The sequence below is a fragment of the Pseudomonas sp. EA_65y_Pfl1_P113 genome, assembly GCF_963970525.1.
Taxonomy (GTDB): Bacteria; Pseudomonadota; Gammaproteobacteria; order Pseudomonadales; family Pseudomonadaceae; genus Aquipseudomonas; species Aquipseudomonas tritici.
Map to the genome: position 1 here is coordinate 129245 of NZ_CAXAQM010000013.1, position 23332 is coordinate 152576.

Genomic DNA, 23332 nt, shown 5'->3' on the forward strand with positions numbered 1-23332 from the left:
GCGGGCTCCTAGGGCTTGGCGGTGATAGGTTGGGGCGGTTCGCACTGGTAGCTCTGGCGCTCGCCGGTATCGATATTCATCAGGGTCATGGCGCCACCCCAGACGCAACCGGTGTCGAGGGCGAACACGCCGGGCTCATCGCATTGGCCTTCAAGTGCCGCCCAGTGACCGAAAATGATCTGGGTGTCGCGGGCCTTGCGGTCCTTGTGCGCGAACCAGGGCTTGTAACCCGGCAATGCGGTGTCGGCGCCTTCCTTGCTTTTGAGGTCGAGCTTGCCCTCGGCGGTGCAGAAGCGCATGCGCGTGAAGTAGTTGGTGATCACCCGCAGGCGTGCAACGCCGGTGAGGTCGTTGTCCCACTTCACCGGCTCGTTGCCGTACATGCCGTCGAGGTAGGCGGTGTACAGGTTGTCATCGGCCAGGGCGCTTTCGACTTCGGCGGCGCACTTGAGGGCTTTCTTCAGTGTCCACTGGGGCGGGATGCCAGCATGGACCAAGGCCATATTGCGGCCTTCGTCGTAATGCAGGATTTTTTGCCGGCGAAGCCAGTCGAGCAACTCGGTGCGATCCGGTGCTTCGAGGATTTCCCGCAGGGTATCGCCCTTTTTCAGACGCTCAATGTTATGGCCGGCCGCGAGCAGATGCAGGTCGTGGTTGCCCAATACGCACACCAGGGAATCGCGCAGGCTATATAAGTAGCGCAACGTCTCGAGGGACTCGGGGCCGCGATTGACCAGGTCACCGACCAGCCACAGGCGATCTTTCTCTGGGTCGAAGGCCACGCGGTCAAGCAGGCACTTGAGGGGCTCCAGGCACCCTTGCAGGTCTCCGACCGCATAGGTCGCCATCAGTGCAGGGCTCCCGGCACGGCGAGGCGGAAGGGTGGGATGATGGCGTCGAACAATTTACCGTCGGTGGCCTTCATCTGATAGGAGCCCTGCATGGTGCCGACTTCGGAGGTCATCACCGTGCCGCTGCTGTAGGTGTGGCTCGCGCCGATGTCGATCAGCGGTTGCTGGCCCACCACGCCTGCGCCGCGTACTTCTTCGACCTGGCCGTCACCGTCGGTGATCACCCAGTGGCGGGACAGCAGCTTGGCCGGCACCAGCCCGTTGTTTTTCACCGTGATGGTGTAGGCAAAGGCGAAGCGGTTATGTTCAGGTTGTGATTGGTCCGCCAGGAAGCGGGTGACGACGCTGACGTCGATCTGGTAGCGAGGATCGGACATGCAAGAGGCCTTAAAAGCAAAAGCGGAGGACAGCAGATGCGGGTCAGTCTAGGCCAAGAGCGGGGCACTAGGCCAGACATGGTGTCTGGCCCAAGTACTGCCGGCTTCAGTCCGCGGCTGGCGCAGGCTGGATGGCAAGCTGGTCGGCCAGGCGCACGAACGCCGCGAGGTCCAGTTGTTCGGGGCGCAGGCTGCCGTCGACACCAGCAGCTTCGATTTCAGCGGTGCTCAGCAGGTTCTTGAGTGTATTGCGCAAGGTTTTGCGGCGCTGGTTGAACGCTTCGCGTACGACTCGCTCCAGCAATTTGTGATCCTTGGCCGGGTGGGGCAGCACGGCGTGAGGCACCAGGCGCACGATGGCCGAGTCGACCTTCGGCGGTGGGTTGAACGCGCCGGGCCCGACGTTGAACAGGTGTTCGACGCGGCAGTGGTACTGAACCATGATCGACAAACGACCCCAATCGCCACCACCAGGCCCTGCAGCCAGGCGCTCGACCACTTCCTTTTGCAGCATGAAGTGCATGTCGCGGATGATCCCGGCGTTGTTCAGCAGGTGGAAGATCAGCGGCGTGGAGATGTTGTATGGCAGGTTGCCCACCACCCGCAGGCTGTTGGGCGCTGCGTTGAGGCTGTTGAAGTCGAACTTCAGTGCATCGCCCTGGTGCAGGTTGAAGTTCGGCTTGTCGGCGAACTGCTGGTTGAGGATCGGGATCAGGTCCTTGTCCAACTCAACCACATCCAGTTGGCCGCCACTGTTAAGCAGACCTTTGGTCAGTGCGCCCTGGCCCGGGCCGATTTCCAGCAGACGGTCTTCGGGCTTGGCATGGATAGACCGCAGGATACGGTCGATCACGCCAGCGTCGTGCAGGAAGTTTTGCCCGAAGCGCTTACGCGCCCGGTGTTGGTAATGCTCGGTCATATACGGGTCTCGGCCATCTGATAGGCGGTTTCCAGGGCCACGTGCAGGCTGCCGGTATCGATCTTGCCGCTGCCCGCCAGGTCCAGGGCAGTGCCATGGTCGACGGACGTTCGGATGATCGGCAGGCCCAGTGTCACGTTGACGGCGGCGCCGAAGCCTTTGTATTTAAGCACCGGCAGCCCCTGGTCGTGGTACATCGCCAGCACTGCGTCGCAGTGCTCCAGATATTTGGGGGTAAACAGAGTGTCCGCAGGCAGTGGGCCACGCAGGTCCATGCCTTCTTGGCGCAGACGCTCCAGGGTTGGTTCGATGATGTCGATTTCTTCATGGCCCAAGTGGCCGCCTTCACCCGCGTGGGGGTTGAGCCCACAGACCAGGATGCGCGGTTGGGCGATGCCGAATTTCTGTTGCAGGTCGGCATGCAGGATGCGCGTCACACGCTCCAAACGTTCGGCAGTGATGGCGTCCGCAATCTCACGCAGGGGCAGGTGCGTGGTCACCAAGGCGACTCGCAGGCCGCGCGTGGCCAGCATCATGACGACTTGAGCGGTGTGGGTCAGCTCGGCAAGGAATTCGGTATGGCCGGAAAAGGCGATGCCAGACTCATTGATCACGCCCTTGTGCACTGGGGCGGTGATCATGCCGGCGAAGTCGCCGTCGATGCAGCCTTGCCCTGCGCGAGTCAGGGTTTCCAGCACGAACGCCGCATTGGCCTTGTCCAGTTGCCCGGCCACTACCTTGGCCAGCAGCGGCGTGTCCCACACATACAAGCTGCCGGCGGGAGCGGGCAGGTCGGGCCAGTAACCCGGCGCCACGTCCAGCAAATTGACGGCCACACCCAGTTGCGCGGCCCGCTCAAGGAGCAGGTCGCGGCTGGTAATGGCGATCAGGGGGTATGGCTGGGATTGCGAGGCGAGCAGCAGGCACAGGTCAGGACCAATGCCGGCCGGCTCGCCGGGTGTCACCGCGAAACGCTGGGGTTTCACTGAGTAGCCTGGTCGGTGCCTGTTTGCTCGGCGCCTGGCAGCTTGTTCTCAACGTAGGCTTCGTCGCGGATCTGACGCAGCCAGGTTTGCAGCTCTTCGTCGTATTTGCGGTTACGCAATACGTTCAGTGCTTGTTGCTCGCGGGCCTGGTTGGTGTTGTCGGTGGCGCGACGGCCAAGGACTTCCAGCACATGCCAGCCATATTGGGTCTTGAACGGCTTGGACAGCACACCTTGCGGAGTATCGGCCATCACTTGCTGGAACTCTGGCACCAAGGCTTTCGGGTCGATCCAGTTCAGGTCGCCGCCGTTGAGAGCAGAACCCGGGTCTTCCGAGAAGCTTTTGGCCAGGGTGGCGAAGTCTTCACCGCTTTCGATGCGGTCATAGATCTTCTGGGCCAGTTCCTTGGTTTGGGCTTCGGTGCGGATTTCGCTTGGTTTGACCAGGATGTGACGAACGTGTACTTCGTCTTTCAGCGAGGTCTCGCCACCGCGTTTTTCCAGCAACTTGAGAATGATGAAACCGCCTGGGGTACGGGCTGGCTGAGTAATGCCACCCACTTCCATAGCGCTCAGCTCGCGGTCGAACGGTGGAGGCAGCTGAGCAGCTTTACGCCAGCCCATGTCACCGCCTTCGAGGGCGTTGTCGCTGCCCGACTGGGCGATCGCCATTTGGGCGAAGTCGGCACCTGCCTTCAATCGATCATAAATAGCCTGGGTTTTAGCGGCGGCTGCATTGAGCTGCTCGGAGTTGGCGCTGTCCGGTGTCGGGATCAGGATGTTGGCCAGGTGCAGTTCTTCGGAAAGCTGCATCTTGCCAAGGTCCGACGCCAGGAAGTTCTTCACTTCCTGCTCGGACACTTGAACCCGCTCGGCGACACGGCGCTGACGCACACGGCTGATGATCATTTCACGGCGGATCTGGTCACGGGCGTCCTCATAGGACAAACCGTCGTGGGCCAGGGCTGCACGGAACTGGTCAATGCTCATGTTGTTGCGCTGGGCAATGGTGCCTACCGCCTGGTTCAGTTCCTCGTCCGAAATACGGATGCCGGAACGATCACCGATCTGCAATTGCAGGTTTTCGACGATCAGGCGCTCCAGAACCTGTTGGTCCAGGACGCTGGTCGGTGGCACGCCACCGCCACGTTTGGCGATGGTTTGCTGGACTTCCTTGACGCGTTGGTCCAGTTGGCTCTGCATGATCACGTCGTTATCGACGATGGCCACTACCTTATCCAGCTGTTGAACCGCAGCGTGTGCCGATGCGGTCCCCAGGAACAGCGCGCCCAGCACTAGCGGGCGCAGACAATCAGAAAGCTTGGTTTTCACGTTCACGATAACCTTCAATGCCTTTGTCGAGGAAGCTCTCTACCTTGGCGCCGGTCAGGCCGCCGAGTCCTTTGAGGACGATCTGGAGGAAGAGCCCGTGGTCACCCTTTTCGTTAAGCGGGGCGATCTGGCTGTATTCGTCGTTGGAAACCCAGTAGCGGTTGATGACGCGCAGTTTCCAGCAGCAGTTGTCGTACTCGAAACCACCGAAGGCTTCCAGCGTACGGTTGCGAGCGTAGTCATACTGCCAGCGGGTGATCAGGTTCCACTGAGGAATGATCGGCCACATCATCGAGAAGTCGTGTTGCTGGATTTTGTAGTAATCCTTCACGAAGTTCGCGTCGCCTGGCTGGCCGTAGTCACCGCCGAACTGCCATTTGCCGGTCAGCTGGTTGTAGACGACTTGGTCGTTACGATAGCGATAACCGACGTTGATGATCTTGTTCGGGTTGTCTTCCGGCTGGTAGTGAAGCATCGCGCTGCCGGAACGAGGACTGTGTTCCTCGGTGTCCCAGTTGTAGTCAGCCGTGGCACGCCAATCGCGGTTGAAGCGGAACTCGTAGTCCAGGGCGACTGGCGATACGTCCGACTGTGCATCGGCACGGTCGGCGGCGAGGATGCCCGGCAGTTGAACTTCACGATCCTTGAAGTACAGCGCCTGGCCCACGGCTACGCGCTGACGCTCGAAACCGTTGTCTTCGATCCAGCGGCTGGTCAAGCCCAGCGACAGCTTGTTCTCGTCGCCGATACGGTCGGAGCCGCTGAAACGGTTGTCGCGGAACAACGACGCGTAGTTGAACGAGTACTCGCTGGTGTCGAAGACCGGGATGTCCGCCTGGTCCTTGTTCGGCACATACAGGTAGAACGCACGCGGCTCGAGGGTCTGGCGATAGTCTTTGCCGAACCAGTTGGTATTGCGGTCGAAGTACAGGCCGCTGTCTACGCTGGCGATCGGAACCGCACGGTCCTGGGAGCTTTTGAACGTGCCGCCTGCGTACGGGTTGGCCGGCGTGGCTGCAGCTTGAGCGGCAATGATGTCGTTCTTGCCAATGCTGTCCAGGTCCAGGTCGTACTTGGTGTACACGTACTTGAGCTTCGGCGTAACAAAGCCGTAGGTCCAGTTCATCGGGTATTCGACGGCCGGCGCTACGTTCAGGCGAGTACCGTTCGCACGGGTCAGGCCCGTGACGTAGGTATCCAGGCGGCGTGTTGCTACGCCGTCCTGATCCTTGAAGAATCCATTCTCCAGGTCGCGGTCGAAGCGCACGGCTTCGGTCTCGTAGCTGAAGTTCAAGCCGCCAGGGTGGTATGGCAGCTGACCGTTGAAGGTGATCTGCGGCAGGCGGTCATACGGGGTGATCTGGGAGATCGTTGCCAACTGGTAGGCCTGAAGGTTCAGGCGTGCCTGGAAGGTGTCGCCGCGATACGTCACGGCACCTTGCTGGTTGACGAAGTCACGGCTTTCGACGCCTTCCTGGTTGGACTTGAGGTCCTGGAAGAAGTAAGGGTCGCTGATCGTTGTGTAGTCGACCTGGGTCATTACACGCGAATCCAACCCGCCCTTGTGTTGCCAATTGAGCATATAACGGGTTTTTTCGTAATCGGTCTGCTTGCTGCGCTCGTCGTTGTCGTCGTTCAGGTACGCGCCGCCGAACTGGCCTTCGCTAGACTTGGTGAGGTAGCGGAATTCGCCTTCCATCATCATGCCGCGCTTGGTCATGTATTGCGGGTACAACGTGGCGTCGTAGTTTGGCGCCAGGTTGAAGTAGTACGGCGTAACCAGGGTAAAGCCGTTTTCGCTGCCGCTGCTGAAGCTCGGTGGCAGGAAGCCGGATTGACGACGGTCGTCGATCGGGAAATAGATGTACGGGGTGTACAGGATCGGGATGTTCTTGATCCGCAATGTTGCGTTGGTCGCCGTACCGAAGCCGGTTGCCGGGTTCAACGTGATGTTGTTGCCTCGCAGCTGCCAGGCGTTGCTGTCTGGCTCGCACGTCGTGTACGTGCCGTCCTTGAGACGGATGATCGCGTTTTCGGCACGCTTGGCGTACAGCGCGTTACCGCGGATACGTGACTTGTGCAGCACGTATTCGGCGTTGTCGATCTGGGCGGCGCCGGTGTCGAGCTGCACTTCGGCATGGTCGCCGACGATCAGTGCACCGTTGTCGCGCAGACGGACTTTGCCATTCAGCTCGCCACGGTTCTCGGCCTGGTACAGGCTGGCTTCTTCGGACTCCATCTGCATGCTGCCCTGGCGCATGACGACGTCACCGGCCAGGGTCGCGACTTGCGACTCCTGCTCGTAACGCGAGGCTTTGGCACCGATGAAGGTGGGCGCATCGCTCTTGTTCGTCTTGTCGTTCATGCCAGGACGAATCGGCTCGATGTACGCACCGCCGCAATACGGGCCGGTTTCGGCCAACTGCGCTGCGGTCAGCTTGTCGTGCGGTACCCAGTCCAGGTGGCTGTAGTCGGCGCTGCGCGAGCGCAGGCCACGGCCCTTGGAGTCGGTGACCAGTGCGGTCTGCGGCACGGCCTCGGCTTTGCCGCCAGCCTCGGCTTGCGCCGTGCTGTTGGCGGAGCTGACGGCTGCGCCGTCATGCACCGGGCGTGGTGGCAGAGGGGCTGCGGCGGTTTTCGGCGCGCAATCCCAGGCACCCGAAGCAGAGACTGAGCAGTCATACTGTTCCGCGGCGACCACGAATGAGGTGGCGAAGGGTTGCAAGGCCAGCAGACTGCCGGTTACCAGCAACGGAAATTTTCTACGAAACGCGGGGGATTTCAATGCCATCTTATTAGTCCGGGCTTCCTGCGTGCCATCTGCCCGCGGTTTGGGCCGCACGCCTCTCGATGGTCTGAAAAAGATGCGTGATAATAAAGCATGCCCCGCTTGACGGCTAGCGCCGTCGGAGACCCTTGTAATGCCAGAGCAAGATCTACGTTTACAACAGCTGGAAGTCTGGCTGGATGAGCAGTTGCCGATCCTTTTCAACGCTCAAGGCTGGGGTGCCGTACCCCCGGCCACATTGACCGCGGCCAGCAGCGACGCGAGTTTCAGGCGCTATTTCCGTTGGGAAGGCGGTGGTCATACATTCGTGGTAATGGATGCGCCACCCCCCCAGGAAAACTGCAAACCTTTCGTCGATATCGCACATTTGCTGGCGAAGTCAGGGATAAATGTTCCAAAAATTTATGCAGAAGATTTGCCGCGAGGCTTTCTTTTGCTCAATGACCTGGGCAGAAAAACCTATTTGGACGTGATTGACGACAAAAACGCCGACCCATTGTTTGCCCAAGCCATCGATGCCTTGCTGGCTTTTCAGCAGTTGCCGATGGACGCGCCATTGCCAAGCTATGACGTGGCCTTACTCCGTCGTGAGCTCGAATTGTTTCCGGAGTGGTACGTGCGTCGCCATCTGGGTATCGAACTCGATACGCAACAACAAGCGCTCTGGCAGCGTGTCAGTGACCACCTGATCAACAGTGCCCTGGCGCAGCCGAAGGTGTTGGTGCACCGCGACTATATGCCACGCAACCTGATGATCAGCGAGCCGAACCCCGGCGTGCTGGATTTTCAGGATGCGGTCTACGGCCCGGTGACCTACGACATCACCTGCCTGTTCAAGGACGCCTTCCTCAGTTGGCCCCAGGCCCGCGTGCGGGAATGGCAGCGCGGCTATTGGGAGCGCGCGGGACGACTGGGCATCCCGGTGCAGGCCGATTTCGAAGACTTCCTGCGTGCCAGCGACCTGATGGGCGTGCAGCGCCACCTCAAGGTCATCGGTATCTTCGCGCGCATCTGCCATCGTGACGGCAAGCCACGCTACCTGGCCGATGTGCCGCGCTTCTTTGCTTATATAGACGCGGTGTTGGCGGACCGTTCGGAGTTGAGCGAGCTGGGTGAATTGCTGGCAAGTCTGCGCCCACCTGCGCAGATGAGCGTATGAAGGCGATGATCCTGGCCGCTGGCAAAGGTGAGCGGATGCGTCCGCTCACGTTGCACACGCCCAAGCCGCTGGTGCAGGCCGGCGGCAAGCGTCTGATCGAGTATCACTTGGAGGCGCTGGCCAAGGCCGGCTTCACTGACATCGTGATCAACCATGCCTGGCTCGGCCAGCAGATTGAATGTTATCTGGGGGACGGCGCGCAGTTTGGCTTGCGCATCCGTTACTCCCCCGAGGGCGAGCCGCTGGAAACCGGCGGTGGGATTTTCCAGGCATTGCCGTTGCTGGGCGACGAACCCTTCCTGGTGGTCAATGGCGATATCTGGACCGACTACGACTTCACCCAACTCAAGCGACCGCTCAAGGGCCTGGCCCATCTGGTGATGGTCGACAACCCGGCGCATCACCCTTCAGGTGGCGATTTCTACCTTGATCAAGGTTTGCTTCATGATGCTGCGGCCGGTGCCGATAACCTGACCTTCAGTGGCATTTCAGTGCTCGACCCCACGTTGTTCGCGGGTTGCAGTGCGGGTGCCTTCAAGCTGGCGCCGCTGCTGCGGGCGGCCATGGCTAAAGGTCTGGTAACGGGGGAGCACATGGCGGGACGCTGGATTGATGTCGGTACGCTGGAGCGCCTGGCGCAAGTCGAAACCCTGCTGACAGCGGGGCAGTAACATGCTGTGGCCAGGGACGCTGATCGGCGCGGGGGCTGGCTTTGCCATAGCCAGTATTCCGGGGGCCTTGTTGGGTGCGCTGTTGGGGCAGGCGCTGGACCGTCGCCTGCAACTGCAAAGCTGGGCGCAGTTGCGCGAGCGGCTGGGCGGGCGCCCGGCGTTGCGCAATGACGAGCTGTTGTTTGTGTTGCTGGGGCGTTTGGCCAAGAGCAATGGGCGCGTGGTGGACGGCCATATTCAACAGGCGCGCCAGGAGATGCGCTCGCTGGACATGACCGAGTCAGCCCAACGTCGTGCTATCGCAGCGTTCAATCGTGGCAAGTCCGGCTCCGACCGGGTGCGCCGCTATCTGCGGGTGCTCAAGGCGCAACCCCACGCGGCCGAAGGTGTATTGCGTGCGTGCTGGCGCATGGCCTGGGCAGACGGCAAGGCGGATGACGCCGAGCGTGACTTGATCGACTTGTGGGGCAAATGGCTGGGCTGGACGCCGCAACAGCTCCAGGCGTTGGCGGCCGACTACACACCGGAGCGTAAGCCGCTGGTCAGTCGGGGGCCTACCTATCAGGACGCGTTGCGTGTGCTGGGTGTGACGGCCACCACCGAACCGTCGGTGATCAAGCAGGCTTATCGCCGCCTGCTCAGCCGCCATCACCCGGACAAGGTTGCCGGCAGTGGCGCGAGCGCTACGCAAGTGCGTGAGGCGACCGAACGTACTCGCGAATTGCATAGCGCTTATGCGTTGATTCGCGAGCGGCGGGATTTCCGCTGATTATTTTTGCGTGAAAACCCGATCTACTGTGGGCGCTCGCTTGCCTGGGATAGCGGCGGGTCAGCAATGCCTTTGGCACTGATATTCCGCCATCGCAGGCAAGCCAGCTTCCACATTTCGACCGGGTTGCCAATCCGGTTTCAGTCAGTCGTCGCCTGCGGACTCAACCACCCGCGAACCCGTCGATACAACTGCTCCTGCTCAGCCGCGCTGTTACCGGGCAAGGTTTTCAGCGACACCTGTTTATAACCGTCATTCTTCAAACGCTTGGCCGCCTGGGCGCGGGCCAGGGCGTTTTTGCGTGTCTGAGGGTCGTCTTGATAGAACACGTCGGCGGTCGGCAGCTTCAGGCCGGGGGCCAGTTGCTGGATGTCCGGATGGCGCCCGGTTGGCGTCTGCGCCGCGACCATGACGAACCTCTGCACCTGGGACGGCTGCTTCTCGCTCAAATAGCGCGCCGCCCACCAGGCGCCGGTGCCATGGCCGAGCAGCACCACACTGCGCGCACGCTGGGTCTGGGCGAAGGCCACGGCGGCATCGATGCGGGCAAAGATGCGCGAAGCATCGGTCTTGTCCTGCTCGTCGGCCCCAGGAACCACTGCCGGGTCAGTGCCCTCGGCCTCAGCGCTGGCAGCCTGCTCGATGGGTTTGTCGGCGGTGCTCGCTTCCTTGCTGCTGGCATCGACGGTGGCCTTGGGCGCTTCCATCACACGCGGCGGCAGGGTGTCCACGCTCACGTCCGGCAACGACAGGCTGAGGCTGCCCCAGTTGGCATCCGGCAATTTGTGCCGCAACGGACTGATCGCTTGCGGCCAGTCAGCATTCTCCCCGGCGCCCGGTACGATAATCACCACACCTTCGGGTTCGGCACTGTTGGCCGGTTTCCACAGGGCGAGGAATGAATCGCTGCCGGCCTGTAATTGTTGCTGCTCCTGTTGCGGGATTTTGCGCTCCAGGGCGCTGGCTTCTGCCAGGCTGCGCTCAGGCAAAGGCTGGCGCTCGACGGGTTTTTCTGCGGCAGGCTCAGGGGCGTCAGCGGCCTGTACAGAAAAGGCACTGGTAAAAAGCAGCGACAGGCACAATGCTGGCAGTGCCGAACGGTGTAAAAAGGGCATCGTTAATTCCCGGCCAGAAGTGATTCCAGCAGCCTAATGGGTTGGTCAGTGTTTGTCAGTGATGTGAGACGTGGATCATGGGTTTTCGCTGTCTGCTGGTTATCGGCTGTATGTGCCTTGCCTTGATGGCAAACGCCGCCCCTGCGCCCGCCGTTCCCCAGGCGCAGCTCAATGTGCAGCAACGCGAATGGCTGGCCCAGCACCCGGAGCTGCGGGTGGGCCTGGTGTTGCAGGCACCTTACGCGCAATACGACCGGCGTTTGCAGCGGCTGTCCGGGGCCAATGTCGAGTTGATGCAATGGTTAGCCAAGGCGCTGAACATCGAGCTGACCTGGCGCAACTTCCCCAACCAGGAGCAATTGGAAGCCGCCGTACGCGATGGCGAAGTGGACATCGCCCCCGGCCTGCAACAAACCCCTGCCGGTTTGCGTCTGTGGTTGTTCACCGACCCTTATATGCGCGTGCCGCAACACATCGTCGGTATCCGCGATGGCGGTGGGGCCGTGGAGTTGGAGAAACTCGATGAGCAATCCCGCGTCGCCGTGCGCATGCCCAGCGCTGTGGCCGATTACCTGCGCAGCACCTACCCCGGCCTCAACCTTCAAGGCGTGCCCATGGAGCGCCAGGCTCTGCAATTGCTGGTGAGCCGGCAGGCACGCTACGCGGTGGTGGACGAAGCGCAATTGAGCCGTCTGTCCGGCGAAGCGGAATTCGCCGGGCTGGCGGTGGTGGGCGATATTGGCCTGCCGCAATTGCTGCGGGTGGCTACGCGGCGGGAATGGCCAGAATTGGCCAGCATCATGGAAAGCGCCTTGCGCGCCATCCCCGCACGCGACCTTGACCAACTGCACAGCCGCTGGCTGCAACCTAAATACCCACACCTCACAGCATCCCCAGGGCTGTGGCAAAACCTCTGCCTGTTGCTGGGGCTGTTGCTGCTCGCCAGCCTGGCTGTCGTGTTTTGGCAGCGTCGCCAGCAGCGGGTGCTGGAACACGGCTTGCTGGCCGCCCGCGAAGAAAGCACGGCCCGCGCCGCCGGTGCCGAAGCCTTGCGGTTGACGCAGTTTTCTATCGACCAAAGCACTGTCGGCATCCTCTGGGTCAACTGGGATAGCCATGTGCGCTACGCCAATCGTGCGGCCGAGAGCATGCTCGGCTACGGCCCCGGTGCGCTGATCGAGCGGCCGCTGGTTGACCTTGATCCAAGCCTGCATATGGACCGCTGGCTCAACCTGTGGAGGCGCGCGCGGGCCAGCGAAGACGGTCCGCAGAATTTCGCCACCGATTGCCAGCGTGCTGACGGCAGCATCCTGCCGACCAACGTGTCCTTGAGCTTCCTGCGTTTTGCCGAGGCCGAATACCTGGTGGTCTACCTCAACGATGTCACTGAGCTACGCCGTACCCTGACTGCCTTGCTGCAAAGTGAAGCGCAATTGCGCGAGCTGTCCGCCCACCTGGAAACCGTGCGCGAAGAAGAAAAGGCGCGCATCGCCCGTGAGGTGCACGACGAGCTTGGGCAAATGCTCACGGTGCTCAAGCTCGAGACCTCAATGTGCGAGCTGAGCTATGCGCAACTCGACCCCGGTTTGCACGACCGCTTGAACAGCATGAAGCGCCTGATCGCCCAGCTATTCCAGCTGGTGCGCGATGTGGCGACAGCGCTGCGCCCGCCGATTCTCGATGCCGGCATTGCCTCGGCCATTGAATGGCAGGCCCGGCGCTTCGAAGCCCGTACGCAAATTCCCTGTCTGGTACAAGTCCCGGATAACCTGCCGGCCCTCAGCGATGCCAAGGCCATTGGCCTGTTCCGGATCCTGCAGGAGGCGCTGACCAATGTGATGCGTCATGCCCAGGCGCATACTGTGGAGCTGACCCTCGCCGTCGAGGGCACCGATTTGCGGCTGACCATCAGTGATGATGGCGTCGGTTTCGTCAAGGCCCAGGGGCGCCCGGTGTCGTTTGGCCTGGTGGGCATGCGCGAGCGGGTGCTGATCATGGGCGGGCAACTGAGCCTGGACAGCGAGTTGGGGGAGGGCACCACCTTGAGTGTTACGGTGCCGTTGGATGCATAACACCAAGAGGAAGTCCCTGTGATCCGCGTACTGGTAGCCGAAGACCACACCATCGTTCGTGAAGGCATCAAGCAATTGATCGGCCTGGCCAAAGACCTGTTGGTCGTTGGCGAAGCGAGCAATGGCGAACAACTGTTGGAGACCTTGCGCAATGTGCCGTGTGAAGTGGTGCTGCTGGATATCTCAATGCCTGGCGTCAACGGCCTGGAGGCGATTGCACGCATCCGTGCGCTGAACAATCCGCCGGCGATCCTCGTGCTGTCGATGCACGACGAAGCGCAAATGGCCGCCCGTGCCTTGAAGGTCGGCGCCGCCGGCTATGCCACCAAGGACAGCGACCCGGCGCTGTTGCTCACGGCAATTCGCAAGGTGGCGGCTGGTGGGCGTTATATCGACCCGGACCTGGCGGACCGCATGGTTTTCGAAGTGGGCCTCACCGATACCCGGCCGCTGCATTCGTTGCTGTCGGAGCGCGAGTTCTCGGTATTCGAACGCTTGGCCCAGGGCGCCAACGTCAACGACATCGCCCAACAGTTGGCGTTGAGCAGCAAGACCATCAGCACCCACAAGGCGCGGTTGATGCAAAAACTCCATATCACTTCGCTGGCTGAACTGGTGAAGTACGCCATGGAGCACAAGTTGTTGTGATGACATGCCTGTTTGCGACTAACGGTGAGATGCGCTGAACCCATTTCCGCCGTATCGCGGCGTTGCACTGTCCCATCCCCGCCATCGTTGTAGGGCAATCCCTACCCCAAACCTTCCATCCGGCTGATGCGAATCTCTCCTGGCCCCCGATTTCCGGGGGCTCGCGCCTGGACTACGCTTGTCTCACAGCAGTCCAAAATACAAAGGTGCGGGTATGAGCGAGGTGGATTCAAATGATGTGCTGGTCAGCTTTCGTGGCGTGCAGAAGAGCTACGACGGCGAGAACCTGATCGTCAAAGACCTCAACCTGGAGATTCGCAAGGGCGAGTTCCTCACCTTGCTCGGGCCTTCCGGTTCGGGCAAGACCACCAGCCTGATGATGCTGGCCGGCTTTGAAACGCCGACGGCAGGCGAGATCCAGCTGGCCGGGCGCTCCATCAACAATGTACCGCCGCACAAGCGCGACATCGGCATGGTGTTCCAGAACTACGCGCTGTTCCCGCACATGACCGTCGCCGAGAACCTGGCGTTCCCGCTGTCGGTGCGCGGCTTGAGCAAGACCGATGTCAGCGAGCGGGTCAAACGCGTGCTGAGCATGGTCCAGCTCGACGCCTTCGCCCAGCGTTATCCGGCGCAACTCTCCGGCGGCCAGCAACAGCGCGTGGCCCTGGCCCGTGCGTTGGTGTTCGAGCCGCAACTGGTACTGATGGACGAACCCCTCGGCGCCCTCGACAAGCAACTGCGCGAACACATGCAGATGGAGATCAAGCACCTGCACCAGCGCCTCGGCGTGACCGTGGTGTACGTGACCCACGACCAAGGCGAAGCGCTGACCATGTCCGACCGCGTGGCGGTGTTCCACCAGGGCGAAATCCAGCAGATCGCCGCGCCGCGCACCTTGTACGAAGAACCGAAGAACACCTTTGTTGCCAACTTCATCGGCGAGAACAACCGCCTCAATGGTCGTCTGCACAGCCACACCGGCGAGCGCTGCGTGGTGGAGCTGGCACGTGGCGAGAAGGTCGAGGCACTGGCGGTCAACGTCGGCCAGATCGGCGGCCCGGTGACCCTGTCGGTGCGCCCGGAACGCGTCAGCCTCAATGGTTCCAGCGAAAGCTGCGTCAACCGCTTCTCCGGGCGTGTGGCGGAATTCATCTACCTGGGCGACCACGTGCGTGTGCGCCTGGAAGTCTGCGGCAAAGCCGATTTTTTTGTGAAACAACCGATTGCCGAGCTGGACCCAGCCCTGGCGGTCGGCGACGTGGTACCGATTGGCTGGCAAGTCGAGCACGTTCGCGCACTCGACCCACTTCTAGAGGCGAACTGATCGCCCCCATGGCTTCACCAACCCTGCACGTGGAGAGAACAACAATGTTGAGATCCCTTAAATATTCCGCCCTGGCCTTGAGCTTGATGGGCGCGACACAGGCCATGGCGGGCCCGGACCTGACGATCGTGTCCTTTGGTGGCGCGAATAAGGCGGCCCAGGTCAAAGCTTTCTACGCACCGTGGGAAAGCGCGGGCAACGGCAAGATCGTCGCCGGTGAGTACAACGGTGAAATGGCCAAGGTCAAAGCCATGGTCGACACCAAGAGCGTGTCCTGGGACCTGGTGGAAGTGGAATCCCCGGAGCTGTCCCGTGGCTGCGACGAGGACATGTTCGAACCGCTGGACCCGAAACTGTTCGGCAACACCGCCGACTACGTGAAGGGTGCGATCCAGCCGTGCGGCGTAGGCTTCTTCGTATGGTCGACCGTGTTGGCCTACAACGCCGACAAGCTCACCACGGCACCCACCAGTTGGGCAGATTTCTGGGACACCAAGAAATTCCCGGGCAAGCGTGGCCTGCGTAAAGGCGCCAAGTACACCCTGGAATTCGCCTTGATGGCAGACGGCGTCGCGCCGAAGGACGTCTACAAAGTGTTGGCCGGCAAAGATGGCCAGGACCGTGCGTTCAAGAAACTCGACGAACTCAAACCGTCGATCCAGTGGTGGGAAGCGGGTGCACAACCGCCGCAATACCTGGCCTCGGGTGACGTAGTGATGAGCTCGGCCTACAACGGCCGCATCGCCGCTGTGCAAAAAGAAAGCAACCTGAAAGTGGTGTGGAACGGCGGCATCTACGACTTCGACGCATGGGCCATTCCTAAAGGCCTGGCCAAGGACCGTGCCGAAGCAGCGAAGAAATTCATCGCGTTCTCGGTGCAACCGCAGCAGCAGAAGATCTACTCGGAAAACATCGCCTACGGCCCGGCCAACACCCAAGCCGTACCGTTGCTGGCCAAGGACATCCTCAAGGATATGCCGACCACCCCGGAAAACATCGCCAACCAGGTGCAGATCGACGTGAGCTTCTGGGCGGATAACGGTGAGCAGCTCGAGCAGCGCTTCAACTCCTGGGCTGCCAAGTAACACCGCCTGCTGGGGTGGATAGGTCTGTTGCAGTGAGCGGGCAAGCCCGCTCACTGCCAATCAGAGCCCAGCCATAGGTGTAGTCTTTATTTCAGTTTTTCGGAGTCAGCCATGGCCATCGCCGTTCCCTCGAACGAGGTCAACAGCCCTACCCTCAAGCAGCGCCTGGCGCGTGCCGAGCGGCTCAACCGCTGGAAGGCCCAGGCCTTGATTGCGCCGTTGGTGCTGTTTTTGCTGCTGGTGTTCCTGGTGCCGATTGTCGCACTGCTGGTCAAAAGCGTCGGCAACCCGGAAGTGGTGGGCGGTTTGCCGCGCACGGTGGTGGCGGTGACGGCCTGGGATGGTCGTGGTCTGCCGGGCGAGCCGGTGTATCAGGCCCTCAGTGAAGACTTGGGCGAAGCGCGCAAAAACCAGACCTTGGGCGACCTGTCCAAGCGCCTCAACATGGAACTGGCCGGCTACCGCAGCCTGCTGACCAAAACCGCGCGGGCGCTGCCGTTCAGCGAAACGCCGGCCTCTTATAAAGAAGCGTTGGAAAACCTCGACGAACGCTGGGGCGACCCGGCGTACTGGCAGGCGATCCGGCGCAATACCAGCAGCCTGACGCCGTTCTATTTGTTGGCGGCCGTCGATCACCGCATCGACGACCTCGGCGAAGTGGCGCCGGCCACGCCAGACCAGGCGATCTACCTGGACATTTTTGCGCGCACCTTCTGGATGGGCCTGGTGATCACCACCCTCTGCCTGCTGCTGGCCTATCCTCTGGCCTATTTGCTGGCCAATTTGCCGGCGCGCAAAAGCAACTTGCTGATGATCCTGGTGTTGCTGCCGTTCTGGACCTCGATCCTGGTGCGGGTAGCGGCGTGGATCGTACTGCTGCAATCCGGCGGCCTGATCAACAGTGCACTGATGGGCGTGGGCCTGATCGATACACCTCTGGAACTGGTGTTCAACCGAACTGGGGTCTACATCTCCATGGTGCATATTCTGCTGCCGTTCATGATCCTGCCGATCTACAGCGTGATGAAGGGTATTTCGCCCACTTATATGCGTGCAGCGATTTCCCTGGGCTGTCATCCGTTCGCCAGCTTCTGGCGCGTGTACTTCCCGCAGACCTACGCCGGCGTGGGCGCCGGTTGCCTGTTGGTGTTCATCCTGGCAATTGGTTACTACATCACCCCGGCACTGCTGGGCAGCCCGAACGATCAGATGGTCAGCTACTTCGTGGCGTTCTACACCAACACCAGCATCAACTGGGGCATGGCGACGGCGTTGGGCGGCTTGCTGCTGCTGGCCACCGTGGTGCTGTACCTGATCTACAACCAGCTGGTCGGCGCCAGTCGCCTGCGCCTGAGCTAAGGAGACCTTGCGATGCTGAGCCCTTATATGTCGCCCGTTGAGCGGGTCTGGTTCTACAGTTTGCGGACCCTCTGCGGCTTGATCCTGTTGTTTTTGATACTGCCGGTGCTGGTGATCATCCCGCTGTCGTTCAACAGTGGCAGTTTCCTGGTGTATCCGCTGCAAGGCTTCTCGCTGAAGTGGTACCAGGACTTCTTCGCCTCGGCTGAATGGATGCGTGCACTTAAGAACAGCGTCATCGTTGCCCCGTCGGCCACGGTGCTGGCCATGGTGTTCGGCACCTTGGCAGCGATTGGCCTGACCCGTGGGAATTTCCCCGGCAAGGCGCTGGTAATGGCGCTGGTGATTTCGCCGATGGTGGTGCCGGTGGTGATCATTGGTGTGGCCAGTTACCTGTTCTTTGCGCCACTGGGCCTGGGCAACAGCTTTTTCTCGCTGATCGTGGTGCATGCGGTGTTGGGCGTGCCGTTTGTGATTATCACCGTGTCGGCGACCTTGCAGGGGTTCAACCACAACCTGGTGCGGGCGGCGGCCAGTCTCGGTGCTTCGCCATTGACCGCGTTTCGCCGGGTGACCTTGCCGTTGATCGCACCAGGGGTGATTTCCGGGGCGCTGTTTGCTTTCGCCACTTCGTTTGATGAGGTGGTGGTCACGCTGTTTCTCGCCGGCCCCGAGCAAGCGACCCTGCCGCGCCAGATGTTCAGCGGCATCCGCGAAAACCTCAGCCCGACGATTGCTGCTGCGGCGACCTTGTTGATTGCCTTCTCGGTGTTGCTGCTGCTGACCCTGGAATGGCTGCGTGGGCGCAGCGAGAAACTGCGCACAGCCCAAGTCTGAAGCCAAACGGCGATCAAAATGTGGGGGCGAGCAAGCCCGCTCCCACATGGTCCTGTGTTGAACCAGAAATGACCATTCAGTCGCTGAATGCTAGGCAACCCAAAATCTCCAGCTATCCTTGTGCCAGCCCACCACCTATAGGAGGCCGCGCACATGAGTATTTCCTCATTCAAGATCGCCCATAAACTGCTGACCGGCGCGGGCGCCATCGAACAACTGGCCTTTGAGCTCACGCGACTGGATGTGGATAACCCGCTGATCGTCACCGACGCCGCGCTGGTCAAGTCCGGCACCGTGGCGCTGGCACTCGAACACCTGGGCGAACGCAGCTACGAAATTTTCGACCGCGTGCTGCCGGACCCGGAAATCACCATTGTCGAAGATTGCATGCGCGTCTACCGCGACGGCGGGCATGACGGCTTGATCGGCCTGGGCGGCGGCAGTGCCATCGACATTGCCAAAAGCGTGGCCGCCTATGCCGGCTACCACGGCGCCCTGGCGGACTTGTTCGGCGTCGATCAGGTACCGCGCAAAGGGCCGCCGCTGATCGCCATTCCCACCACAGCCGGCACCGGCTCGGAAGTGACCAATGTGGCGATCCTCTCCGACAAGGTCGCGCAGCTGAAAAAGGGCATCGTCAGCGATTATCTACTGCCGGATGTGGCGCTGATCAGCCCGCAAATGACCCTGACCTGCCCGCGCAGCGTCACCGCCGCCAGCGGCGTGGATGCGCTGGTGCATGCCATCGAATCCTACCTGTCGCTGAACGCCTCGCCGATTACCGATGCATTGGCCATTGGCGCGATCAAGCTGATTGCCAACGCGTTGCCCAAGGCCTACGCCAACCCGGCCAACCTGCAGGCACGCGACGACATGGCCACCGCCAGCCTGATGGCGGGGATGGCCTTTGGGAATGCCGGGGTCGGCGCGGTGCATGCGTTGGCATACCAGCTGGGTGGACGTTTCAATATCGCCCATGGCGTGAGCAACGCGCTGTTGCTGCCCTATGTAATGCACTGGAACAAGTTGGCCTGCGTGGAGCGCATGCAGGACATTGCCCAGGCCATGGGCGTGAATGTCACGGGGTTGAGCGTCAACGATGCCGCCGACCAAGCCGTCGAGGCTATGACGCGGCTGTGTGCCGCCGTCGAAATCCCGGCGGGGCTCCGCAGTTTCGGGGTGCCCGAGGATGCTATCCCGGCCATGGCCGTGGAAGCGGCGGGCATTGAACGGCTGATGCGCAACAACCCGCGCAAGCTCAGCGCAGCCGATATCGAGAAAATCTATCGGGCCGCGTACTAGTCATTGAGCCAGGTCACGGTGCGCGCGGCAAAGCATGAGGTATACAATGCGCGCCATCGTGATTTAGCTCAAAAAAGGTGCGTCATGCAGCCCTTCGTCATTGCTCCATCGATTCTCTCCGCCGACTTCGCCCGCCTGGGTGAAGAAGTGGACAAGGTGTTGGCCGCCGGTGCCGACTTTGTGCACTTCGATGTCATGGACAACCACTACGTGCCCAACCTGACCATCGGCCCGATGGTCTGCGCCGCGCTGCGCAAGTACGGCATCACTGCGCCGATCGACGCGCACCTGATGGTCAGCCCGGTGGACCGCATCATCGGTGACTTCGTGGAAGCCGGCGCGACCTACATCACTTTCCACCCGGAAGCCTCGCTGCACGTCGACCGCACCTTGCAACTGATCCGCGAAGGCGGCTGCAAGGCGGGCCTGGTGTTCAACCCTGCCACCCCGCTGGACGTGCTCAAATACGTGATGGACAAGGTCGACATGGTCCTGCTGATGAGCGTCAACCCAGGCTTCGGCGGGCAGAAGTTCATCCCCGGCACCCTCGACAAACTGCGCGAAGCCCGTGCACTGATCGACGCTTCTGGCCGTGACATTCGCCTGGAAATCGACGGCGGGGTCAACGTCAATAACATCCGCGAAATCGCAGCAGCTGGCGCCGACACCTTTGTGGCCGGCTCGGCGATCTTCAACGCGCCGGACTACCAGGAAGTCATCGCCAAGATGCGCGCCGAATTGGCGCTGGCACGTCCGTGAGCGGCTTTGAGCAACTGTTCCCCGGCAAATTGCCACGGCTGGTGATGTTCGATCTGGACGGTACCTTGATCGACTCGGTGCCCGACCTGGCGGCGGCGGTGGACGAGATGCTGCTCAAACTGGGACGCAAGCCCGCCGGGATCGAGTCGGTGCGCGAGTGGGTGGGCAACGGCGTGCAGATGCTGGTGCGCCGGGCCTTGGCCGACAACATTGATGCCGAAGGGGTGGATGAGGTCGAGGTCGAACACGCCCTGGAACTGTTCAACGCCGCCTATGAAGACGGCCACGAACTGACCGTGGTTTACCCCGGCGTGCGCGACACCCTCAAGTGGCTGAGCAAGCAGGGCGTGGAAATGGCCCTCATCACCAACAAGCCGGAACGCTTCGTCGCGCCGCTGTTGGACCAGATGAAAATTGGCCGGTATTTCCGCTGGATCATCGGTGGCGATACCTTGCCGCAGAAAAAACCCGACCCGGCGGCACTGTTTTTCGTGATGAAAATGGCCAATATCCCGGCCTCGCAGTCGCTGTTTGTCGGTGATTCGCGCAGCGATGTGCAGGCGGCAAAGGCCGCGGGCGTGCAGTGTGTGGCCCTCAGTTACGGCTACAACCATGGCCGGCCGATTGCCGAAGAGTCGCCTTCATTGGTAATTGATGACCTGCGCCTGCTAATCCCCGGTTGCTTGGGAGCGAGCGCTGAGATAACGTTGCCTGATACCGATCCGTCCCCTTCTGGAAATTCCATCGTGGTGGTCACTCGCAAACTCTGGATGAAAGTCATCAAGGCCCTGGCCCGCTGGCGTTGGCGCGCCTGACTGATCCTGGCCGCGCCATGCGGCACGTTTGCATACCTGACTGTTAGACCCTCAAGCCACGAGGCACATCATGACCCGCGAAGAATTCCTGCGTTTGGCCGCTGCCGGCTACAACCGCATTCCCTTGGCCTGCGAAACCCTGGCCGACTTCGACACGCCGCTGTCGATCTACCTGAAACTGGCCGACGAGCCCAATTCTTACCTGCTCGAGTCCGTACAGGGCGGCGAGAAGTGGGGCCGTTACTCGATCATCGGCCTGCCGTGCCGCACCGTGCTGCGTGTGCACGACCATCATGTGAGCATTACCCATGATGGCGTCGAGATCGAAAGCCACGATGTTGAAGACCCGCTGGCGTTCGTCGAGGCGTTCAAAGCGCGTTACAACGTGCCGACCATCCAGGGTCTGCCGCGTTTCAACGGTGGCTTGGTGGGTTACTTCGGTTACGACTGTGTACGCTACGTGGAAAAACGCCTGGGCAAGTGCCCGAACCCGGATCCGTTGGGTGTACCGGATATTCTGTTGATGGTCTCCGACGCGGTCGTCGTGTTCGATAACCTCGCCGGCAAGATGCACGCGATTGTGCTCGCCGACCCGTCCCAGGCCGACGCTTTCGAGAGCGGCCTTGCCAGCCTCGAAGCCCTGCTGGAGAAGCTGCGCCAGCCGATCACTCCGCGTCGCGGCCTGGACCTCAGCCGTCCGCCAGCCGCTGACCCGATCTTTCGTTCAAGCTTTACCCAAGATGACTACGAGCGCGCCGTCGATACCATCAAGGAATACATCCTTGCCGGTGACTGTATGCAGGTGGTGCCGTCGCAACGCATGTCCATCGACTTCAAGGCTGCGCCGATTGACCTGTACCGCGCGCTGCGCTGCTTCAACCCGACGCCGTACATGTACTTCTTCAACTTTGGTGACTTCCACGTGGTGGGCAGTTCGCCGGAAGTGCTGGTGCGCGTCGAAGACAACTTGATCACCGTGCGCCCGATCGCCGGAACGCGCCCACGTGGCGCGACTGAAGAGGCGGATTTGGCGCTGGAAGAAGACCTGCTGAGCGACGACAAGGAAATTGCCGAGCACCTGATGCTCATCGACCTGGGCCGTAACGACACCGGGCGTGTCTCGGAAATCGGTTCGGTCAAGCTCACTGAGAAGATGGTGATCGAGCGTTATTCCAACGTGATGCACATTGTGTCCAACGTCACCGGTGAGCTGAAAGCCGGCTTGACGGCGATGGACGCACTGCGCGCGATCCTGCCGGCGGGCACCTTGTCGGGCGCGCCGAAGATCCGTGCGATGGAAATCATCGACGAGTTGGAGCCGGTCAAGCGCGGTGTCTACGGCGGCGCCGTGGGGTATTTCGCCTGGAACGGCAACATGGACACGGCCATTGCGATCCGCACGGCCGTGATCAAGGACGGGGAGCTGCACGTGCAGGCCGGTGGCGGGATTGTCGCCGACTCGGTGCCGGCCCTCGAATGGGAAGAAACCCTGAACAAGCGCCGCGCGATGTTCCGCGCTGTTGCGCTGGCTGAACAGACCCCCAATTCTTGAGGTTTCCCCATGTTACTGATGATTGATAACTACGACTCCTTTACCTACAACGTTGTGCAGTACTTGGGTGAACTCGGTGCCGAGGTCAAGGTAGTGCGCAACGATGAACTGAGCGTGGCTGAAATCGCTGCGCTGAATCCGGAGCGCATCGTGGTGTCGCCAGGCCCATGCACGCCGACCGAGGCGGGTATTTCCCTCGAAGCGATCAAGTATTTCGCCGGCAAGCTGCCGATCCTGGGCGTGTGCCTGGGCCACCAGTCTATCGGCCAGGCGTTTGGCGGTGACGTGGTGCGCGCGCGCCAGGTGATGCACGGCAAGACCAGCCCGGTGTTCCATCATGATGTGGGCGTATTTCATGGGCTTAACCTGCCGGTGACGGTGACCCGTTACCACTCGCTGGTGGTCAAGCGTGAAACCCTGCCGGAATGCCTGGAACTGACCGCCTGGACCCAGCTGGAAGACGGCTCGGTCGATGAAATCATGGGCTTGCGCCACAAGACACTGAATATCGAAGGGGTGCAATTTCACCCCGAGTCGATCCTGACCGAGCAGGGCTACGAGCTGTTCGCTAATTTTCTCAAGCAGAGCGGCGGCACGCGCTAAGGACTTT

21 protein-coding genes are annotated in these 23332 nt (G+C 61.3%); 14 read left to right on the forward strand and 7 right to left on the reverse strand.

Going from position 1 to position 23332, the window contains the following annotated elements; all coding sequences use genetic code 11:
• Nucleotides 1-8: 8 nt before the first annotated feature.
• The 6 genes from AACY52_RS14540 to AACY52_RS14565 all read right to left on the reverse strand — a co-directional run bounded on the left by AACY52_RS14540 (nucleotide 9) and on the right by AACY52_RS14565 (nucleotide 7255).
• The gene (locus AACY52_RS14540) at nucleotides 9-848 is read right to left on the reverse strand and encodes a symmetrical bis(5'-nucleosyl)-tetraphosphatase (protein WP_339496713.1); all 840 of its coding nucleotides are present in this window, start codon (nucleotides 846-848) and stop codon (nucleotides 9-11) included.
• Nucleotides 848-1228 (reverse strand): Co2+/Mg2+ efflux protein ApaG, encoded by a 381-nt coding sequence (gene apaG, locus AACY52_RS14545; protein ID WP_339560570.1) that lies wholly within the window; start codon nucleotides 1226-1228, stop codon nucleotides 848-850. The genes AACY52_RS14540 and apaG overlap by 1 nt, the downstream gene beginning before the upstream one ends.
• Before the next feature lie 106 nt (nucleotides 1229-1334).
• Entirely contained in the window at nucleotides 1335-2147 is an 813-nt protein-coding gene (rsmA, locus tag AACY52_RS14550) for a 16S rRNA (adenine(1518)-N(6)/adenine(1519)-N(6))-dimethyltransferase RsmA (RefSeq protein WP_065891382.1), read from the reverse strand.
• Complete coding sequence (pdxA, locus tag AACY52_RS14555) at nucleotides 2144-3133, reverse strand: 4-hydroxythreonine-4-phosphate dehydrogenase PdxA (RefSeq protein WP_339428467.1); 990 nt, start codon at nucleotides 3131-3133, stop codon at nucleotides 2144-2146. The genes rsmA and pdxA overlap by 4 nt, the downstream gene beginning before the upstream one ends.
• On the reverse strand, nucleotides 3130-4470 hold the full coding sequence (locus AACY52_RS14560; RefSeq protein ID WP_065871786.1) for a peptidylprolyl isomerase: 1341 nt from the start codon (nucleotides 4468-4470) through the stop codon (nucleotides 3130-3132). Before AACY52_RS14560 ends, pdxA begins: the two co-directional genes overlap by 4 nt.
• The gene (locus AACY52_RS14565; RefSeq protein WP_339560571.1) at nucleotides 4445-7255 is read right to left on the reverse strand and encodes an LPS-assembly protein LptD; all 2811 of its coding nucleotides are present in this window, start codon (nucleotides 7253-7255) and stop codon (nucleotides 4445-4447) included. Before AACY52_RS14565 ends, AACY52_RS14560 begins: the two co-directional genes overlap by 26 nt.
• Before the next feature lie 130 nt (nucleotides 7256-7385).
• On the opposite strand from AACY52_RS14565, the gene AACY52_RS14570 reads away from it, so the two are divergent.
• Genes AACY52_RS14570 through AACY52_RS14580 form a run of 3 tightly spaced genes read left to right on the forward strand, consistent with a single transcriptional unit; the run spans nucleotide 7386 to nucleotide 9851 of the window.
• Complete coding sequence (locus AACY52_RS14570) at nucleotides 7386-8411, forward strand: phosphotransferase (RefSeq protein ID WP_339415422.1); 1026 nt, start codon at nucleotides 7386-7388, stop codon at nucleotides 8409-8411.
• Nucleotides 8408-9082, forward strand: a complete 675-nt coding sequence (gene murU, locus AACY52_RS14575) for an N-acetylmuramate alpha-1-phosphate uridylyltransferase MurU (protein WP_339415423.1) — start codon at nucleotides 8408-8410, stop codon at nucleotides 9080-9082. Before AACY52_RS14570 ends, murU begins: the two co-directional genes overlap by 4 nt.
• Before the next feature lies 1 nt (nucleotide 9083).
• On the forward strand, nucleotides 9084-9851 hold the full coding sequence (locus tag AACY52_RS14580; RefSeq protein WP_339415424.1) for a TerB family tellurite resistance protein: 768 nt from the start codon (nucleotides 9084-9086) through the stop codon (nucleotides 9849-9851).
• Between the two features lie 140 nt (nucleotides 9852-9991).
• Here AACY52_RS14580 and AACY52_RS14585 read toward each other — a convergent pair whose 3' ends face one another.
• The gene (locus AACY52_RS14585; RefSeq protein WP_339560572.1) at nucleotides 9992-10966 is read right to left on the reverse strand and encodes an alpha/beta hydrolase family protein; all 975 of its coding nucleotides are present in this window, start codon (nucleotides 10964-10966) and stop codon (nucleotides 9992-9994) included.
• Nucleotides 10967-11043: 77 nt separating this feature from the next.
• On the opposite strand from AACY52_RS14585, the gene AACY52_RS14590 reads away from it, so the two are divergent.
• The 11 genes from AACY52_RS14590 (at nucleotide 11044) to AACY52_RS14640 (ending at nucleotide 23325) form a co-directional block, all read left to right on the forward strand.
• Nucleotides 11044-13038 (forward strand): transporter substrate-binding domain-containing protein, encoded by a 1995-nt coding sequence (locus AACY52_RS14590; RefSeq protein ID WP_339436905.1) that lies wholly within the window; start codon nucleotides 11044-11046, stop codon nucleotides 13036-13038.
• A gap of 18 nt (nucleotides 13039-13056) precedes the next feature.
• The gene (locus tag AACY52_RS14595; RefSeq protein WP_339415427.1) at nucleotides 13057-13686 is read left to right on the forward strand and encodes a response regulator transcription factor; all 630 of its coding nucleotides are present in this window, start codon (nucleotides 13057-13059) and stop codon (nucleotides 13684-13686) included.
• Between the two features lie 214 nt (nucleotides 13687-13900).
• Entirely contained in the window at nucleotides 13901-15013 is a 1113-nt protein-coding gene (locus tag AACY52_RS14600; protein ID WP_049711272.1) for an ABC transporter ATP-binding protein, read from the forward strand.
• Between the two features lie 44 nt (nucleotides 15014-15057).
• On the forward strand, nucleotides 15058-16098 hold the full coding sequence (locus AACY52_RS14605) for an ABC transporter substrate-binding protein (RefSeq protein ID WP_339415428.1): 1041 nt from the start codon (nucleotides 15058-15060) through the stop codon (nucleotides 16096-16098).
• A 111-nt stretch (nucleotides 16099-16209) separates the two neighbouring features.
• Nucleotides 16210-17457 (forward strand): ABC transporter permease, encoded by a 1248-nt coding sequence (locus AACY52_RS14610; protein ID WP_339415429.1) that lies wholly within the window; start codon nucleotides 16210-16212, stop codon nucleotides 17455-17457.
• 12 nt (nucleotides 17458-17469) lie between these two features.
• On the forward strand, nucleotides 17470-18294 hold the full coding sequence (locus AACY52_RS14615; protein WP_339428463.1) for an ABC transporter permease: 825 nt from the start codon (nucleotides 17470-17472) through the stop codon (nucleotides 18292-18294).
• Nucleotides 18295-18447: 153 nt separating this feature from the next.
• On the forward strand, nucleotides 18448-19596 hold the full coding sequence (locus AACY52_RS14620; protein ID WP_339415431.1) for an iron-containing alcohol dehydrogenase: 1149 nt from the start codon (nucleotides 18448-18450) through the stop codon (nucleotides 19594-19596).
• 84 nt (nucleotides 19597-19680) lie between these two features.
• On the forward strand, nucleotides 19681-20355 hold the full coding sequence (gene rpe / locus AACY52_RS14625; RefSeq protein ID WP_034101050.1) for a ribulose-phosphate 3-epimerase: 675 nt from the start codon (nucleotides 19681-19683) through the stop codon (nucleotides 20353-20355).
• Complete coding sequence (locus tag AACY52_RS14630) at nucleotides 20352-21170, forward strand: phosphoglycolate phosphatase (protein ID WP_339415432.1); 819 nt, start codon at nucleotides 20352-20354, stop codon at nucleotides 21168-21170. Before rpe ends, AACY52_RS14630 begins: the two co-directional genes overlap by 4 nt.
• A 70-nt stretch (nucleotides 21171-21240) precedes the next feature.
• Nucleotides 21241-22722, forward strand: coding sequence for an anthranilate synthase component I (gene trpE / locus AACY52_RS14635; protein ID WP_339428461.1), 1482 nt, complete (start codon nucleotides 21241-21243; stop codon nucleotides 22720-22722).
• A 9-nt stretch (nucleotides 22723-22731) separates the two neighbouring features.
• The gene (locus AACY52_RS14640; RefSeq protein ID WP_339415434.1) at nucleotides 22732-23325 is read left to right on the forward strand and encodes an aminodeoxychorismate/anthranilate synthase component II; all 594 of its coding nucleotides are present in this window, start codon (nucleotides 22732-22734) and stop codon (nucleotides 23323-23325) included.
• Nucleotides 23326-23332: the final 7 nt, after the last annotated feature.

Excerpts from the sequence above, each read along its gene's own strand:
- AACY52_RS14565 (WP_339560571.1), bottom strand. The coding sequence starts at position 7,255 with ATGGCATTGAAATCCCCCGCGTTTCGTAGAAAATTTCCGTTGCTGGTA.
- AACY52_RS14615 (WP_339428463.1), top strand. The coding sequence starts at position 17,470 with ATGCTGAGCCCTTATATGTCGCCCGTTGAGCGGGTCTGGTTCTACAGT.
- AACY52_RS14620 (WP_339415431.1), top strand. The coding sequence starts at position 18,448 with ATGAGTATTTCCTCATTCAAGATCGCCCATAAACTGCTGACCGGCGCG.
- AACY52_RS14540 (WP_339496713.1), bottom strand. The coding sequence starts at position 848 with ATGGCGACCTATGCGGTCGGAGACCTGCAAGGGTGCCTGGAGCCCCTC.
- trpE (WP_339428461.1), top strand. The coding sequence starts at position 21,241 with ATGACCCGCGAAGAATTCCTGCGTTTGGCCGCTGCCGGCTACAACCGC.
- AACY52_RS14640 (WP_339415434.1), top strand. The coding sequence starts at position 22,732 with ATGTTACTGATGATTGATAACTACGACTCCTTTACCTACAACGTTGTG.
- AACY52_RS14600 (WP_049711272.1), top strand. The coding sequence starts at position 13,901 with ATGAGCGAGGTGGATTCAAATGATGTGCTGGTCAGCTTTCGTGGCGTG.
- AACY52_RS14590 (WP_339436905.1), top strand. The coding sequence starts at position 11,044 with ATGGGTTTTCGCTGTCTGCTGGTTATCGGCTGTATGTGCCTTGCCTTG.
- apaG (WP_339560570.1), bottom strand. The coding sequence starts at position 1,228 with ATGTCCGATCCTCGCTACCAGATCGACGTCAGCGTCGTCACCCGCTTC.
- AACY52_RS14570 (WP_339415422.1), top strand. The coding sequence starts at position 7,386 with ATGCCAGAGCAAGATCTACGTTTACAACAGCTGGAAGTCTGGCTGGAT.
- AACY52_RS14580 (WP_339415424.1), top strand. The coding sequence starts at position 9,084 with ATGCTGTGGCCAGGGACGCTGATCGGCGCGGGGGCTGGCTTTGCCATA.
- AACY52_RS14585 (WP_339560572.1), bottom strand. The coding sequence starts at position 10,966 with ATGCCCTTTTTACACCGTTCGGCACTGCCAGCATTGTGCCTGTCGCTG.
- rpe (WP_034101050.1), top strand. The coding sequence starts at position 19,681 with ATGCAGCCCTTCGTCATTGCTCCATCGATTCTCTCCGCCGACTTCGCC.
- rsmA (WP_065891382.1), bottom strand. The coding sequence starts at position 2,147 with ATGACCGAGCATTACCAACACCGGGCGCGTAAGCGCTTCGGGCAAAAC.
- murU (WP_339415423.1), top strand. The coding sequence starts at position 8,408 with ATGAAGGCGATGATCCTGGCCGCTGGCAAAGGTGAGCGGATGCGTCCG.
- AACY52_RS14610 (WP_339415429.1), top strand. The coding sequence starts at position 16,210 with ATGGCCATCGCCGTTCCCTCGAACGAGGTCAACAGCCCTACCCTCAAG.
- AACY52_RS14605 (WP_339415428.1), top strand. The coding sequence starts at position 15,058 with ATGTTGAGATCCCTTAAATATTCCGCCCTGGCCTTGAGCTTGATGGGC.